13 protein-coding genes are annotated in these 13,938 nt (G+C 63.6%); 1 reads left to right on the top strand and 12 read right to left on the bottom strand.

Going from position 1 to position 13,938, the window contains the following annotated elements; translation table 11 throughout:
* Positions 1–22: 22 nt before the first annotated feature.
* From AACH32_RS04095 to AACH32_RS04040, 12 genes are all read right to left on the bottom strand, one after another.
* Positions 23–733: an ABC transporter ATP-binding protein gene (locus tag AACH32_RS04095; protein ID WP_350341536.1), complete on the bottom strand. Its 711-nt coding sequence runs from the start codon at positions 731–733 to the stop codon at positions 23–25.
* On the bottom strand, positions 720–2,522 hold the full coding sequence (locus tag AACH32_RS04090; protein ID WP_338606646.1) for a branched-chain amino acid ABC transporter ATP-binding protein/permease: 1,803 nt from the start codon (positions 2,520–2,522) through the stop codon (positions 720–722). The genes AACH32_RS04095 and AACH32_RS04090 overlap by 14 nt, the downstream gene beginning before the upstream one ends.
* Complete coding sequence (locus AACH32_RS04085; protein WP_338605505.1) at positions 2,522–3,403, bottom strand: branched-chain amino acid ABC transporter permease; 882 nt, start codon at positions 3,401–3,403, stop codon at positions 2,522–2,524. The genes AACH32_RS04090 and AACH32_RS04085 overlap by 1 nt, the downstream gene beginning before the upstream one ends.
* A 96-nt stretch (positions 3,404–3,499) precedes the next feature.
* A complete protein-coding gene (locus AACH32_RS04080; RefSeq protein WP_338605504.1) occupies positions 3,500–4,735 on the bottom strand; it encodes an ABC transporter substrate-binding protein in 1,236 nt (411 codons plus the stop codon).
* 114 nt (positions 4,736–4,849) lie between these two features.
* A complete protein-coding gene (locus AACH32_RS04075) occupies positions 4,850–6,382 on the bottom strand; it encodes a class I adenylate-forming enzyme family protein (RefSeq protein WP_338605503.1) in 1,533 nt (510 codons plus the stop codon).
* On the bottom strand, positions 6,379–6,807 hold the full coding sequence (locus AACH32_RS04070; RefSeq protein WP_338605502.1) for a VOC family protein: 429 nt from the start codon (positions 6,805–6,807) through the stop codon (positions 6,379–6,381). Before AACH32_RS04070 ends, AACH32_RS04075 begins: the two co-directional genes overlap by 4 nt.
* A gap of 3 nt (positions 6,808–6,810) precedes the next feature.
* Positions 6,811–7,218, bottom strand: coding sequence for a cobalamin B12-binding domain-containing protein (locus AACH32_RS04065; protein WP_338605501.1), 408 nt, complete (start codon positions 7,216–7,218; stop codon positions 6,811–6,813).
* Positions 7,219–7,245: 27 nt separating this feature from the next.
* Positions 7,246–8,919 (bottom strand): acyl-CoA mutase large subunit family protein, encoded by a 1,674-nt coding sequence (locus tag AACH32_RS04060; RefSeq protein WP_338605500.1) that lies wholly within the window; start codon positions 8,917–8,919, stop codon positions 7,246–7,248.
* Positions 8,920–8,936: 17 nt separating this feature from the next.
* Positions 8,937–9,713 carry an SDR family NAD(P)-dependent oxidoreductase gene (locus tag AACH32_RS04055; protein ID WP_338605499.1) on the bottom strand — a complete coding sequence of 259 codons (777 nt, stop codon included), beginning with the start codon at positions 9,711–9,713 and terminating at the stop codon, positions 8,937–8,939.
* Between the two features lie 13 nt (positions 9,714–9,726).
* A complete protein-coding gene (locus AACH32_RS04050; RefSeq protein WP_338605498.1) occupies positions 9,727–10,470 on the bottom strand; it encodes an SDR family NAD(P)-dependent oxidoreductase in 744 nt (247 codons plus the stop codon).
* 29 nt (positions 10,471–10,499) lie between these two features.
* Positions 10,500–11,159 (bottom strand): GntR family transcriptional regulator, encoded by a 660-nt coding sequence (locus tag AACH32_RS04045; protein WP_338605497.1) that lies wholly within the window; start codon positions 11,157–11,159, stop codon positions 10,500–10,502.
* Between the two features lie 302 nt (positions 11,160–11,461).
* Positions 11,462–12,952 carry a class I adenylate-forming enzyme family protein gene (locus tag AACH32_RS04040; RefSeq protein ID WP_338605496.1) on the bottom strand — a complete coding sequence of 497 codons (1,491 nt, stop codon included), beginning with the start codon at positions 12,950–12,952 and terminating at the stop codon, positions 11,462–11,464.
* A 385-nt stretch (positions 12,953–13,337) separates the two neighbouring features.
* Between AACH32_RS04040 and AACH32_RS04035 the strand changes: the two genes are divergently transcribed.
* Positions 13,338–13,925, top strand: a complete 588-nt coding sequence (locus tag AACH32_RS04035; protein ID WP_338605495.1) for a TetR/AcrR family transcriptional regulator — start codon at positions 13,338–13,340, stop codon at positions 13,923–13,925.
* Positions 13,926–13,938: the final 13 nt, after the last annotated feature.

Below are 13,938 nucleotides of genomic sequence, written 5' to 3'. Positions count from 1 at the left end.
CGCTCCTTTGGCGGGGCCCACTCTACAGGCCCATGTAGGCTTCGCGTACCCGATCGCTGTTCAAAAGATCCTGGGCCCGCCCCGACAGGGTGATCAGGCCGTTTTCCAGGACGTAACCGTGGGAGGAAATCCTGAGCGAGGCGTTTACGTCCTGCTCCACCAACAGGATGGTGGTGCCCAGCTCGTTTATCAGGGCGATGGCCTTGAATATCTCCTGCACCACGATAGGGGCCAGGCCGATGGAAGGCTCATCGAGCATCAGCAACTCCGGGTCGGACATGAGCCCCCGCCCGATGGCCAGCATGCGCTGCTCGCCGCCGCTCAGGGTGTTTGCTATCTGCTTTGACCGCTTGGAGAGAATGGGGAAAAGGTGCATCACCTTCTTGATGTTCTCCTGGCGCTTGTCCCGCGAACGGCGGGTCATGGAGCCCATCTCCAAGTTTTCCAATACGGTCATGTAGGGAAACAGGCGGCGGTTCTCGGGTATCTGCACCAGGCCCATCTCCACCCGCTGGTGAGCGGGCACCTCTTGGATGGGCCGCCCCTTGAACATGATGGAGCCCGCCGCGCAGCCCACCAACCCCGACAGGGTGTTGATGAGCGTAGTCTTGCCCGAGCCGTTGGACCCCACCAAAGAGATGATGCCGCCTTCCTTTATGGACAGCTCAACGTCCCGCAGGGCCACCAGGTCGCCATACTTCACGGAGACATCGTTTATCTCAAGCAAGCTCAAAACCGTCCCCCAGGTATGCTTTGATCACTCTTTGATCCGCGATAACTTCGCGCGGTTCGCCTTCGGTCACCTTTTCCCCCTGGGCGATCACCATGATGCGCTCGGACAGGGACATGATGGCCCGCATCACGTGCTCCACCACGATCACGGTAATGCCGTAGTCGCGTATCTTGCGGATGAGGGCGATGGCATCGTCGATCTCGTGGGGGTTAAGCCCGGCCATCACCTCGTCCAAAAGTAGCAGCTTGGGTTTGGTGGCCAGGGCCCGGGCCATCTCCAGGCGCTTCATGTTGGCCAAGGTGAGGGACTTGGCCTCCAAGTCCTTTTTGTCGAACAGGCCCACCAGGTCCAGTACTTCCAGGGCGATCTCCGTGGCCTCGGCCGTCGCACCCTGGTTGCAGAAGGCCCCCACCATCACGTTGTCCAGCACGCTCATGTTGCCAAAGGGCTTTACTATCTGATAGGTGCGGCCCATGCCCAGATGACACACCTGATGGATGCGACATATTTGGGTTATGTCTTGGCCGTCGAACTCCACCCGCCCTTTGGTAGGCCGGTAGATCCCGGAGATGACGTTGAACAAGGTGGTCTTGCCCGCCCCGTTGGGGCCGATGATCCCCAGAATCTCGCCGGGACGCACCTCGAAGTTGATCTCGTTTAGCACCCGCAGTCCCCCGAAGTCCTTGGTAACCCCGTGGGCGGCGATCAGCAGCTTCTCCCGCCCCCGGGACGGGGCATCCTCCGAGGCGAAATGGAGCCGCGCCGGCTGTGCCGGCTGGGGCCGCGCCGCCGCTCCGAAGCGGGGAAGCCGGGCTACCAAGGCCTGGTAGTGCTTGTCCAGTAGGGCCTTGATGCCGTGGGGCATGAACATCACCACCAGGATGAGGATGCAGCCGTAGATTACGTAGTGCAGGCCCTGGATACCGCCGCCGATCCAGGCGCGCAGGAACTCGCCCAGGGGGATGAGAATGGCCGCGCCGATGAGGGGCCCCACCGCGGTGCCCAGCCCGCCCACCATGGACATCAGGGCCAGCTCCACCGAAACGTTCACCGAGAAATCGGAGTGGGGCTCCAAAAACAGCACGTACTGGCTGACGATCACCGCGCCCAGGGCGGTGAGCACCCCGCTGAGCACGAAGGCCGCAATCTTGGCCCGGGAGGTGTTCACCCCCAGGGATTCGGCGGCCTGGTCCTCGTCGCGCAGGGCGGTTAGCTGATAACCCAGCTTGGAACGCTCCAAGACCAGGGTTATCACAAGCACCAACACCATATAGGCAAAGGCCAACACGGCGTAGGCGTTCTTGGATTCGAAGATGAGGTTGTACCAGGCCGGCTCATAGGGGATGGACAGCCCCTCGGAACCTTCGGTGAGGCCCCGCAAGTAGACCGCCAAAAGCTGCAATACCTCGGCCACGGCCAGGGTGGCCAGGGTGAAGAAGGGACCCTTGAGGCGCAGGCAGGGATAGCCGATGACCAGGGCCAGGATCACCGCCCCGCCCATGGAGGCGAAAATGCCGAGGATCGGGGGCAGGCCCAGCTTGGCGAACAGCACCGCCGAAGTGTAGGCCCCCGAGCCGTAGAAGGCGGCGTGGCCCAGAGATATTTGGCCCGCGTAGCCGCCGATGATGTTCCAGGCCCCGGATAGGCCCGCGAACATAAAGATCATGAAAAACAGGTTCAGGTAGAACTCGTTGGGCACCAGGGCCGCCACCGCCAACAGGAACAGCAGGATCAGGCTGGGGAGGTAGATGCCCGGCGCGCCGATATTCTTGAAGTAGAAACCCAGCATCACTTCAGCCCCATCTCTTCCGCGCCGATCATGCCCATCAGCCCGGAGGGCTTGAACAGCAACACCAAGAGGAACACCACGAAGTACACCATCTCTTTTAGGGCCGGGTCCAAATAGAAGCCACTAAGGGAGTCGATGACCCCGATGATCAGACCGCCCAAAAGCGCCCCCACCATGTTGCCCAGGCCGCCCAGCACCACCACCACGAAGGCGGTAAGCACGAAATAGGCGCCCACGGAGGGGAACACGTAATAGAGCGGCATGATCAGCCCTCCGGCCAGGCCCACCATGGCGCTGCCCAGGCCAAAGGTGATCATGTAAATCTTGTTGGGGTTAATGCCCATCAGCCTGGCCGCGTCGCGGTCCTGGGCAATGGCCCTGATCTGCTTGCCCATGTCGGTCTTGCCCAAAAACAGCCAGACCAGCCAGGCCACCACGATGGCCGCGGCGAAGACGATGAAGCGCGACAGTGAGATGCCGATGTCGCCCATGTGCACCACCTGCTTGGCAAAGGTCAGGTTGATGCTGCGGTAGTCGCCGCTGAAAAAGACCAGGGCCAGGTTGATCAAGACCACCGACAGGCCCACCGTGGCGAAAATTTGCATGTAGGAGGGCGCGTTACGGATGGGGCGGATTATCACCTGGTCGATGAACATACCCACCAGGAACATTCCCGGGACGACAATAATCAGGCTCAGGTAGGGATTAAGCCCCAGTATGGAGAAACAGAAAAATGAAGCGTACATGGAAATCATCAGGATTTCGCCGTGGGCGAAGTTGATCACCCGGATGACCCCGAATATCAAGGTGAGCCCCAGGCTGATGAGGGCGTACACCCCGCCCAGGAACAACCCGTTTATCAACACTTGCAAAAAAACCATTTAAGCACCCCGCCGGCCCGCACTCCCAGGTGCATTTTGAGTTGCCGGGCGGGCCCGCCATGAGCCCGCCCGACGATCAGGCATCCAATACGGGAATTACTTCACCTGCAGCGAACGACCCGGGGTGGCCGCGGCGGCAGGGCTGACGATCCACAGCTTGCCGTCCTGCCATTGGGAGATGAAGTAGCGAGCCAAGACGTTCTGTCCCATGTTCTTGCTGCCGGGGCCCGCGAACTTGATGCCAAAGCGCAGGATGGTCTTATCCGCGGGGATGTTGGTGGCCTGGGCGGCCTTGACCAGGGCCTCGGGGTCCAGGGAGCCGGCCCGGTTGATGACGTCCCACAAGGCCATGGTGCCCATGTAGTTGATCACCGAGAACACGCTGTTGGGCTTTTCGCCGAAGGTCTTGGTGTACAGGGCTTCCAGTTCCTTGATGCCCTTGGCGTAGGCGGGATTCAGGTTGTAGCCGGGGTAGCCCACGTTGCACACGTAGCCGCTAGTGGCCGTGCCCAGGGCCTTCTGGTAGCCGGGCAGGTTCATGCCGCCGCCGGAGCCCACGAACTGGCGGACCTTGAGCCCCGCCTCCTGGGCCTGGCGGAAAAACATGATGGCGTCGTTCTCATAGGAGGACTCCAGAATGACGTCGGGGTTGGCAGCCTTGACCCGCATCACCAGTGAGGAGAGGTCAGTGGCCTTGTAGTTATAGGCCTCGTCAACCGCCAGCTTGATGCCCTTTTCCTTGGCCAGGTCGCGGATGCCCGCCGCGCAGGCGGTGCCGTAGGCGGAGTCCTCATAGATGCTGGCCACCTTCATCTCGGAAGGCTTCTTGCCGATCTTTTTGGCCAGCTCTCCCAAGGCGAAGCGCAGCTGATCGCGGCCCAGGTCCGAGCCGGTGGGGCAGGTGCGGAACACGTACTTGAGGCCGCGCTCGGTGATCTTGTCGCCCACCGCGCCCAGTTCCCAGTAGATGACCTTGTGCTGGTTGGCCTTGGCGCTGGCCGCCAGGCTGATGGAGCTGGAGAAGGAGCCCAGAATCACCGGCACCTTTTCCACGGTGCAAAGGCGCTCGGTCTCGCTCACCGCCGCCTTGGGGTTGGGGGCGTCGCCGTTGACGAAGACAATTTTCTTGCCCAGCAGGCCGCCCTTTTGGTTCTGGACGATGCGGGCCAGCTCGGCGCCGCGCCAGGAATCCAGGCCCAGGTTGGCCAGGGGGCCGGTGCGCGAGAAGATGGTACCCAGCTTGATCTCGTCGGCCGCCAGGGCCGTGCCCATCGGCGCCACCAAGAGCGCCACCAGGGCCGCCGTCAGCAGTGCGTGTCTAAAAATTCTCATAACCTAATTCCCTCCCTCTCAGGTTTTTGGGCGCGATTTTTTCATAAACCATGCGCCTTGCCGATTTTTTGGCTTCGGGAAATTACCCCAGACCCGAAGCCCTCCAGAGTTCGGTTAAGGGTTGCTCTTTTTAAGTTCCTCCTTCTTGATGCGCCCGATGGCGCTCTTGGCGAACTCGCTCCTGAACTCGATGAAGCGAGGCACCTTGAACTCGGCCAGCTTGGCGCGGCAAAACTCTTGCAGTTCCTCGGCCGTGGCCTGGCCTCCCTCTTCCAGGCGGACGAAGGCCTTGACCTCCTCCTCGCCGGTGCCCAGCTCCGAGGGCACCCCGATCACCGCCGACTCGGCCACCGCCGGGTGGGCGTTGAGCACCGCCTCTATCTGGGTGGGACTGATCAGCTCGCCCCGGCGGCGGATCACCTCTTTCTTGCGGCCCACGAAGAAGATGTAGCCCTCCTCGTCGCGGAAGCCGATATCCCCGGTGTGCACCCAGCCGTCTATCTTGGTGGCCGCGGTCTTGGCCGGGTCGTTGTAATAGCCCAGCATCACCGCCGGGTTGTTGATGATGATCTCGCCCTGCTTGCCCGCGGGCAGCTCCCGGCCGGCCTCGTCGGCGATCCACACCCGGTTGGTCACCGCCGGGTCGGGATGCTCCATGGGCACCCCGATGCTGCCCGGTTTGCGGGGCATGGTGCCGGGCCGGGGGCCCATCACCGCCATGGTGGCCTCGGTGAGCGAGTAGATGGTCTGGATCTTCAGGCAGAAGCGCTCCTCGAACTTCTCGTAGATGTCCACCGGCACGTTGCCCGCTACCATGGTGTCCAGATTGTGTTCGCAGTCGTCGGCGGAAACCGGGCGGCCCCACACCCAGGGGGTCACCGCCTGCACCAGCACCATCTTGGTGGCCTGGTAGCGGCGGGCCTGCTCCAATATCTGGCTGCCGCTGAAGCGCTCCAGCAGGATCAGGCCGGCCCCGGCGTTCAACGAGCCCATGGTGGAGTAGACCTGGGCGTTGGCGTGAAACAGGGGGTTGGGGGTCATCACCCGGTCGTTCTCGCCGATGCCCACGGTGTAGACGTAGGCTTGGCCGGTGGTCACCCAGCCGTAGTGGGAGTTGAGCACGCCCTTGGGCATGTCCGTGGTGCCCGAGGTGTAGATGCACACGCAGGGGTCCTGGTCGTCGATGGCCACGCCGGGGTCTCTCTCGGCGCCCAGCATCAGCCGGGCAAAGGGGATGGTTCCCTCCGGAGCCTGGCCTCCGCTGACGATGACCTGGCCCAGCTCGGGCGTCTGCTCCCGGGAAACCTTGCCCAGGGTTTCCAGAAACTCCTGCTCGATGACCAGGGCCTTGGCCCCGGAGTGCCCCAGGATGTAGGCGATCTCGGTCTCGGTGAACACCGGGTTGATGGGCACGGTGATGGCGCCCAAAAAGCTCAGGGCGAACCAGGTGTAGAGGAACTCGGGGGCGTTGCGGTGCATCAGGGCCACCCGGTCGCCCTTGGCCACGCCCAGGCCGGCCAGGCTGTCGGCCACCCGGTAGAAGGTGCCCAGCATTTGGTTGTAGGAGTACTCGTCATCGCCGAAGTACAGGAAGGTCTTGTCGCCGTATTGAGCGGCCTGTTTTTGCCAAAGCTGCGCTAGGTTCATGACTGCTCGGCCCCTATCTCATGGGCGCGCTCCACCAGTTCGGTGAGCACGTTCTGGGTTCCCGCCGGGTCCATGAAGGCGATGCGCGAGTCGTCGCCGCCAGGGCGGGGAGTCTGATCGCGCAGCGGCACGCCCTGCTGCTTGAGCTGGGCCATGGCTTGGTCGATGGACCCCACCCGGTAGGCGATGTGGTGGAAGCCCGGCCCCTTGTCGGCCAGGAACTGGCCGATGCGCCCGGCCCCCGGCGCGGTGGGCTGCAACAGCTCGATGAGCACCTCGCCCAGGGGCAAGAAGGCGATCTTCACGCTGATGTCTTCCAGGGTCTCGATCTTGATGGGTGTGAGGCCGAAGGTGTTCTTGAACAGCTTGAGCACCGCGTCCATGTCGTGCACCGCTATGCCGATGTGGTCGATCTTGGTCAGCATGATCTAGCGAGCCTCCCGCTCTTGCATGGTCTGGTTGATGGCCTCCACGATGACCTCCATGGAGGTGCCCGGCCCGAAGATGTGCTTCACGCCCATCTTCTTGAGCTCGGCCGCGTCGTCCGGGGGGATGATGCCCCCGCCGAACACCGCGATGTCCGCGGACTGTTTGGCCCTAAGCAGCTCCAGGATCTTGCCGAACATGTTCATGTGGGCGCCCGAGAGGATGCTCAGGCCGATGGCGTCCACGTCTTCCTGGATGGCCGCGTTTACGATGTGCTCCGGCGTCTGACGGCGGCCGGTGTAGATGACCTCGAAGTTGGCGTCGCGCAGGCCCATGGCCACCACCCGCACCCCGCGGTCGTGTCCGTCCAGGCCCGCCTTGGCCAGCATTATGCGGTGTCGTTTAGGCATCTCTATCTCATCCCGCTGGACATGAAGTTAAATATCACCCTCGTGGTGCTCCCCGAAAACCGAGCGCAAGACCCCGCAGATCTCGCCCATGGTGGCGTAGGCCTTCACCGCCTCGGTGAGGGCGGGGATCAGGTTTTCCTCGGTGGCGGCCACGGCCTTCACCCGCGCCAGGGCCTGTTGCACCCGCTGGTTGTCGCGCTCTTCGCGCAGCTTGCGCAAGCTGGCGATCTGGCGCTCCTGGGTCTCGGCCGGGGGCCGGAAGATTTCCATGGGAGGCTCCTCCGCCTCCTGATAGGCGTTGACCCCCACGATGGCCCGCTCGCCGCTGTCCACCTGCTTTTGCCACTCGTAGGAGGACTCGTCGATGTTGCGGCGGAAGTAGCCCTGGTCGATGGCCTTGACCGAGCCGCCCAGGGCCTCCACCTCCTCGATCATCTTGAGGGCCCGCTCCTCGATCTGGTTGGTGAGGCTCTCCAGGTAGTAGGAGCCTCCCAAGGGGTCCACCGTGTCGCCGATGCCGGTCTCGTGGGCGATGATCTGCTGGGTGCGCAGAGCCACCTTCACCGCCGCCTCGGTGGGGGTGGCGAAGGCCTCGTCCATGGAGCAGGGGAACAGCGACTGGCAGCCGCCCAACACCCCGGCCAGGCACTCCACCGCCACGCGCACCACGTTGTTCAGCGGTTGCTGGGCGGTGAGGCTGCTGCCCGCGGTGAAGTTGACCAGGCTCAGGCCCAGGTTGACCTCCGGGCCCACCCCATAGCGCTCGCGCACCAGGCGGGCCCACAAGCGGCGCAGGGCCCGGAACTTGGCGATCTCCTCGAAGAAGTTCATGTTCACCGCGCAAAAGGCGCTGAGCTGGGGAAGCACCCGCTCCATGGGTGCGCCCCGCCGGGCCACCTCATCCATGTAGGCCAAGCCGTTGGCCAACGAGTAGGCCACCTCCTGCACCGCGTTAGCCCCGGCCTCGCGGATGTGATAGCCGCACAGGGTGATGGGCAGCCAAGCCGGGTGATTCTCGGCGCAGTAGGTCACCACGTCGGTGGTAAGGCGGATGGAGGGCTGAGGCGGGAAGATGTAGGCGCCCCGGCTGATGAACTCCTTGAGCACGTCGTTTTGGATGCGCAGGGTGCATTCATCCACCGGCACGCCCTGCTTTTCGGCCAGGGCCAGGAACATGGCCAGGATGATGCTGCTCATGGCGTTGGCCACCAGGCTGATCTGGCGCAGCTTGTTAAGAGGTATGCCCTCGAACACCCGCTCCAGGTCTTGCAGCGAGGAGACCGCCACCCCGATATTGCCCACCTCGCCGTCGGCCATGGGATCGTCGGAGTCCAGCCCCACCTGGGTGGGCAGGTCAAAGGCCACCGAGATGCCCGCCTGGCCCTGGCTCAGCAGGTAGCGGTAGCGCTTGTTGGCCTCCTCGGCGTCGCCGCAGCCGGCGTACTGCATGAACAGCCAGTAGTTGGCCCGGTAGCCCAGGGGGTCGCGGCCCCGGGTGTAGGGGAACTGCCCCGGAAAGCCCAGGTCCTGGGCGTAGTCGAAACCCGCCTCGTCCAGGCTGAGCGGGGTATAGAGCCGCTGGTTGGGGAGGCCCGCCGGGGTCTTGGCGCAGCCCGGACGCTCGGCGCTTTTGGCCAAGGCCTCCTCCAGCGGGCCTTGCTCCCACTGTTGTTGCAGCTGACGCAGTTTGTCTTTGTCCATCGATAAAACCTTTGCGCTTATGCGGAGAACATGCCGCCGTTGATGTCCAGGGTCACGCCGGTGATGAACGACGCCTGGTCCGAGCACAGAAACAGCACCGCCTCGGCGATCTCCTGGGGGGAGCCCAGGCGGCGCAGGGGAAGCTGGCTCACGTAGGCCTGGCGCTCATCCTCGCTTTTGCGGCCGTACCACATCTTTTCCAGACGCTCGCCGGTGAGCACCACGCCCGGGGCCACCGCGTTCACGTTGATGCCGAAGGGGCCCAGCTCCTGGGCCACGTGGCGGGTGAAGGCGATGACCGCCCCCTTGGCGCTGACGTATTGCACAGGGGTGAGCTGGCCGCCCAGGCGGGCGGTGATGGAGCTTAGGTTGACGATCTTGCCGTAGCCCGCCTTTTTCATGTAGCCGGCCGCCGAGCGGGTGCACAAAAAGGTGCCCTTGAGGTTCAGGTTCACCACCTTGTCCCAGTCTTCTTCCTTCACCTGGTCGATGGCGTCCTTGGGCACCCCCATGCTGCCCCCCGCGTTGTTGATGAGGATGTCCAGCGAGCCGAAGCTCTCCACCGCCTGGGCGGTCATGGCGGCCACCGCCTCCCCGCTGGTCACGTCGCAGCGCACTCCCAGGGCCCGGCCCGGCTCGGCCTGGTTTATCAGCTCCGCGTTGGCCTCCAGGCCCGCCTCGTACACGTCGGCCAACACTACGTTGCAGCCCTCGGCGGCCAGGGCCGCGCCGAAGGCCTTGCCAAAACCGCCGCCCCCGCCGGTCACCACCGCGCATCTGCCCTCGAATCGCATCGTCTACCCCTCCCTAGCCCGCGAACATTCCGGTGCCGCCGGTCACCTCCAGGGTGATGCCGGTGATCCATTCCGCCTCGTCGGAGGCCAGATAGGCCGCGGCATAGGCCACGTCCTCGGGACGCCCCGGCCGGGGCAGCACCCGCTGTTCGGGGGTGGTTATGCTGGTATCCAGGTTCTTGGTCAACTCGGTGGCGATGAAGCCGGGCTGGATGGCGTTGGCGGTGATGTTGTATTTGCCCAGCTCCCGGGCGGTGCTTTTGGTCAGCCCCACCATGCCCGCCTTGGAGGAGCCGTAGCTGCAATGGCCGAAGCTGCCGCCCTTGCCCGCCCGCGAGGACATGTTGATGATGCGCCCGCTGTTTTGGGGCATCATGATGCGGGCCGCGGCCCGGGTGCCCAAAAAGGCGCCGCGCAGGTTGACGGCGATCACCCGGTCCCACTGCTCGGCGGTCATCTCGTGCAACATGGCCCGGCTGCCGATGCCGGCGTTGTTCACCCAGATGTCCACTCGCCCCTGCCAGGCCGCCGCCTGGGCCGCCGCCTGGTCCACGCTGGCCTCCTCGGCCACGTTCATCTCGACGGCCAGGGCCCGCCTTCCCAGGGCCTCCACCTCGGCCGCCACCTGCCGGGCCAGGGCCGGGTCCAGGTCGGCCACGATCACGTCGGCCCCTTTTCGGGCGAACACCAGGCAGATGGCCCGGCCGATGCCCCGTCCCCCTCCGGTGACCAGGGCCACCTTGCCTTGCAAACTCATGCCGCTGCCTCCTCGCCCCTCGCGGTGGCCTAGCCGGGATGCATGCCCGGAAACTTCTGGAACTGATCCAGAAGGATGTTTTTGATGCCGCCCAAGTGGGCCTTCATGTGTTTTTCCGCCGCCCGGCCGTCCCGGCTTTGGCAGGCCTCGATGATCTTTTGGTGCTGGTCCAGGTATTTGGGGAAATGGCCGGGTATCTGGATGATGATGTAGTGATAGCGGTAGATACGCCTTTTCAGGGTGTCCAGCAAAAGCTTGAGGTTTTGGTTGCCGCAGTTGTCGTAGAAGAACAGATGAAAGGCGTTGTTGTATTTGAGCCAGTCTTTGAGGTCGCCTTTGGCGGCCGCCTTGCGGCAGCCCTCTTGCAGCTTTTCCAGCTGGGCCACTTGGGCCGGGGTGGCCTTTTCGGCTAAGAGACGGGTGGCGTAGCTCTCCAAGAGCCAGCGCAGGTCGTAGATCTCCTCCACTTGGCGGGTGGAGAGCTTTGAAACGCGAAAGCCCTTGTGGGGCTCGAAGGTGAGCAGGCCCTCGCTTTCCAGTTGGCGCAGACTCTCGCGGATGGTGCTGCGGCTGGCCTTGAATTTTTCCGACAGCTCCTTTTCGGTGAGGCGCTCCCCCGGCAGCAGTTCGCCATAGGTGATGGTGTCCCTGATGGCCTCGTAGATGCGCTCCCTTACCGACTCCGGCATAGGCTTACCGTCTCCCCCCGGGCCTCGGCCCGTCCGGCTCTAATGCCAACTTGGGTTGCCGTTGCATCATCCCTCGCCCGTTTGCCGCGGCGCTCCGGCGCCGCCGTGGCGGTTGGCCCTGCTTGGCATGCGAGTTGGATAATCAAGATGTAGTGGGGCTAACAATTGTAGAATGTAATGGTCTGATAACATTGTCCGACAATCTACGTCAAGGACAAAATACCTTCCCCTGATATGCGGCCGCCGGGCACGGGTGGGCCCCTGGCCGGCCCGGTTCGCTGGTTCGGTAAATTAGGGAAGGGCTAGCGGATGAAGCCTTCCTTGAGCACTCTCTTGAGGATCTTGCCCGCCGCCGACTTGGGCAGGTCCGGCACGATGACAAAGTCCTTGGGCACCTTGTAACCGGACAGGCGCTCCTTGAGATAGGCCTTCAACTCGTCGGGGTCGGGCTTGGCGCCCGGTTTGGGCACGATCACCGCGACGACCCGCTCGCCGTACTCGCGGTCGGGCAGGCCCACCACCGCGCACTCGGCCACCTCCGGCCGTTCGTGGAGCAACTCCTCCACCTCGCGGGGGTAGACGTTTTCCCCGCCGGTGATGATCATGTCCTTGATGCGGTCCACTATGTACAGGTAGCCCTCTTCGTCCAGATGGCCCACGTCGCCGGAGCGGAGCCAGGGCCCCCGAAAGGCGCGGGCGGTCTCTTCCGGGCGGTTCAGGTAGCCCTTCATGATGTTGGGCCCCTGGATGCAGATCTCGCCGTCCTTGCCCTGGGGCAAAAGATTGCCCTCCTGATCCATGATGGCCACCTCCACCGAACCTACCGGAGTGCCCACCGAGCCCACCTTGTGGCGGTAGTAGTGGTTATAGGTGACCATGGAGGCCGATTCGGTCATGCCGTAGGCCTCGTGGATGTCCAGCCCGGTCACCTGCTTCCACTCGCGCACCACCTCCAGGGCCATGCTGGCCGCCGCCGAAAAACAGTAGCGCACCTTGCCCAGGCGTTCCTTCAGGTCCGCCCGGCCCAACAGGCGCATGTACACCGTGGGTACCGCGTAGAACTTGGTCACCCGGCCCCGGTCAAAGGCGACCAGCACCTGGTCCATGTCAAAGGCGGGCATCATCTCCAGGCAACCGGCGGTGAGGATGGTGGAGAGCATAACGTGCACCTGGCCGAAGACGTGGTGCAGGGGCAAAAAGCACAGCACGCGGTCCTCGTGGTTGGAGCGCTCCTGACGGGCCACGTTGTAGGCCGAGACCATGAGATTTTCGTGGGTGAGCATGACCCCTTTGGGGGTGCCGGTGGTGCCCCCGGTATAGAGCACCGCGGCCACGTCGTCGCGGCCGCGCTCAACGGACTCGAACTCCCGGGAGCCCCTAGCCGACAGCCGCTCGAAGTCGATCTCGCCGCCGGGGGCCACCACCTTGGTTACCTTGCCCAGGCCCTCCCAGGCGCCCAAGGCCTCCAGCTTTTCCCCGGTGGTGAACAGGAACTTGGGCGCGCAGTCGGCCAACAGCATCTTGAGCTCGCCGCGCGACAGCCCGGCGGCCAGGGTCACCGCCGCGCCGCCGGCCTTGATGATGCCGAAGTAGGCCGCCAGCCATTCGCGCCCGTTGGGCAGGCAGATGGCGGCCAGGTCGCCGGGGGCCAGGCCCAGCCCCGCCAGGGCCGAGGCCACCCGGTTGCTTTGGGCCTGCAGCTCGGCGTAGGTGGTGGTCTCGCCTTCCTCTACCAGGGCGGGAAAGTCCGGAAAAAAGCGCGCCGCTTGATCGAGATTGTGCGCCAAGTTCATGCTTTCATACTCCAGTCGTCCCCACCGCCCAGGCGCCCGGTTCCCCGGTTGCACGCGCAGGCGCTCCCGAGGCAGCCATAAGGGGGGAATGCCCATAACATCAATATCATATCAGTCCAAATATTCAACGGCCTCCCCGCGGCCCGCCTGGCCGCCTCCGGCCTTTCCCCCCTGCCGGGCCACGGGGCTCAACGGGCCTAACGTCCCGATACCCCCCGAGCTTTACAAATTTGTATCAGATTTTCGTTTGACAAATTTGGGGCCGCCATGTATCGGTTGAGTGTTCACTCAGTTTCCCTACATCATGCAAGCAGCATCTTCTGAAATCGATCAGGGCGGAGTATAGACCCGCCCCACGAGCGCCGGCGTATTGGAAAAGCAGGATATGTCACGCAAGCAGGATATAATCGACGCCGCCACGGAGCTGTTTTCCCGGCAGGGTTATCACGCCACTTCCACCCACCAGGTGGCCAAGCTGGCCGAGGTTTCCGAAGGCATCATCTTTTACTATTTCAAAACCAAGGAAGACATCCTGCTGGAGATATTCTACGATTCCTTTGACACCTTTCTGGAGTCGTTCGAACAACCCATAAACGAGGCGGCCACCGGGTTGGAGGCCGTGCGCACCTGGGTGGAGTTGCACTTCAAGGCTATCGAAGGTCGGGCCAAGAGCACTCTCCTGCTGGTGCGAGATTTTCCCGCCAGCTTGGTGGACGAGGGTTCGCCACACCGGGAGGCCATATTGCGGCGGGTGGAAAAATTGAACCGCTATCTAACCGCGGCCCTGAACAGGGGCATCCATGACGGTTCGGTGGGCCCTTGCGACCTTGAAACCACCGCCCTGGTCCTGCGCAGCCTGCTCACCGGCGCCACCAGGCTGGCCCTCTTGGAGACTCCGCGCAATCCCAAATTCCCGGAAGCGGTATGGGAGTTTTGCCGGCGCGCCCTCACCCCCAGCCCCAGCCAAATCTAAAAGGTTAGGAAGA

The sequence above is a fragment of the Desulfoferula mesophila genome (assembly GCF_037076455.1).
Classification (GTDB): Bacteria; Desulfobacterota; Desulfarculia; order Desulfarculales; family Desulfarculaceae; genus Desulfoferula; species Desulfoferula mesophila.
This window is presented reverse-complemented; position numbering and strand designations above follow the sequence as displayed.

What these genes read in the sequence shown, in the direction of transcription:
- AACH32_RS04080 (WP_338605504.1), bottom strand. Translation starts at nt 4,735, where the DNA reads ATGAGAATTTTTAGACACGCACTGCTGACGGCGGCCCTGGTGGCGCTC.
- AACH32_RS04075 (WP_338605503.1), bottom strand. Translation starts at nt 6,382, where the DNA reads ATGAACCTAGCGCAGCTTTGGCAAAAACAGGCCGCTCAATACGGCGAC.
- AACH32_RS04045 (WP_338605497.1), bottom strand. Translation starts at nt 11,159, where the DNA reads ATGCCGGAGTCGGTAAGGGAGCGCATCTACGAGGCCATCAGGGACACC.
- AACH32_RS04055 (WP_338605499.1), bottom strand. Translation starts at nt 9,713, where the DNA reads ATGCGATTCGAGGGCAGATGCGCGGTGGTGACCGGCGGGGGCGGCGGT.
- AACH32_RS04065 (WP_338605501.1), bottom strand. Translation starts at nt 7,218, where the DNA reads ATGCCTAAACGACACCGCATAATGCTGGCCAAGGCGGGCCTGGACGGA.
- AACH32_RS04040 (WP_338605496.1), bottom strand. Translation starts at nt 12,952, where the DNA reads ATGAACTTGGCGCACAATCTCGATCAAGCGGCGCGCTTTTTTCCGGAC.
- AACH32_RS04035 (WP_338605495.1), top strand. Translation starts at nt 13,338, where the DNA reads ATGTCACGCAAGCAGGATATAATCGACGCCGCCACGGAGCTGTTTTCC.
- AACH32_RS04060 (WP_338605500.1), bottom strand. Translation starts at nt 8,919, where the DNA reads ATGGACAAAGACAAACTGCGTCAGCTGCAACAACAGTGGGAGCAAGGC.
- AACH32_RS04050 (WP_338605498.1), bottom strand. Translation starts at nt 10,470, where the DNA reads ATGAGTTTGCAAGGCAAGGTGGCCCTGGTCACCGGAGGGGGACGGGGC.
- AACH32_RS04085 (WP_338605505.1), bottom strand. Translation starts at nt 3,403, where the DNA reads ATGGTTTTTTTGCAAGTGTTGATAAACGGGTTGTTCCTGGGCGGGGTG.
- AACH32_RS04070 (WP_338605502.1), bottom strand. Translation starts at nt 6,807, where the DNA reads ATGCTGACCAAGATCGACCACATCGGCATAGCGGTGCACGACATGGAC.
- AACH32_RS04090 (WP_338606646.1), bottom strand. Translation starts at nt 2,522, where the DNA reads ATGCTGGGTTTCTACTTCAAGAATATCGGCGCGCCGGGCATCTACCTC.